Below are 934 nucleotides of genomic sequence, written 5' to 3' on the forward strand. Positions count from 1 at the left end.
AGAGCCTGTTCCAAAAAGGGTTGAGCGATTACAGTAGGTTATGATCCAATCGGATTGCTTACATTCGATGGAGATCACAATGGCCTGGACAGTAACCGCTCGCCGCCACTATGTACGTCGCAATTCGCGCTATGCAACTGATTTAACGGATGCGGAATGGTCAGTGATCGAACCGCTGATGCCTTCGCCCAGATACCTTGGTCGCCCTCGCAAAACGGATCTGCGTGAGGTGGTAAACGCGCTTCTTTATATCGCATCATCTGGCGGTGCGTGGCGGCTTCTGCCAACCGATTTCCCACCATTCTCGACGGTACAGAAATACTTCTACCGCTGGCGCGATGAAGGCTTGCTGCGTACCATCAACAACACGCTTGTGATGCTGGCGCGTGAGCAGGCTGACAGGCAGCCCAGTCCAACGGCTGGCGTCATCGACAGCCAGTCAGTTAGAACCACGGAAAGTGGCGGAATACGGGGCTTTGACGCGGGAAAGAAGATTAGCGGACGTAAGCGTCACATTGTCGTTGATACCCTTGGCTTGATGGTTGGTCTGGTGATCCATTCTGCGGGTATTCAGGATCGCGATGGCGCACCGGACGTCTTGAAAACCATACTCAAACGATGGCCGTGGCTGCGACATATCTTTGCTGACGGCGGATATGCAGGCCCCAAGCTCAGAGGCAGGCTGGAAAAGGTCGGAAAGTTTACACTGGAAATCGTCAAGCGCTCCGATCAGGCCAACGGTTTCGAAGCCCTGCCACGCCGATGGGTGGTCGAGCGAACATTTGCATGGCTGGGAAGGTGTCGCAGACTGGCCAAAGACTTCGAGAAAACTATCGCTTCTTCCGAAGCGTGGATATACATCGCAAATATCCGCTTCCTCACACGGCGTATCGCAAGAGCCTGATATCATTACATTCATTATGATTCAGGCTCT

The 934-nt window shown here is 53.4% G+C and carries 1 protein-coding gene; it reads left to right on the top strand.

The features are described 5' to 3' along the window. Nucleotides 1-79: 79 nt before the first annotated feature. The gene (locus tag FG152_RS27130) at nt 80-904 is read left to right on the top strand and encodes an IS5 family transposase (protein WP_240578521.1); all 825 of its coding nucleotides are present in this window, start codon (nt 80-82) and stop codon (nt 902-904) included. The last annotated feature ends 30 nt before the right edge of the window (nt 905-934 follow it).

It is taken from the genome of Ochrobactrum sp. XJ1, from assembly GCF_024701725.1.
Classification (GTDB): domain Bacteria; phylum Pseudomonadota; class Alphaproteobacteria; order Rhizobiales; family Rhizobiaceae; genus Brucella; species Brucella anthropi.

Coding starts and splice junctions, on each gene's coding strand:
- FG152_RS27130 (WP_240578521.1), top strand. CDS start 80: ATGGCCTGGACAGTAACCGCTCGCCGCCACTATGTACGTCGCAATTCG.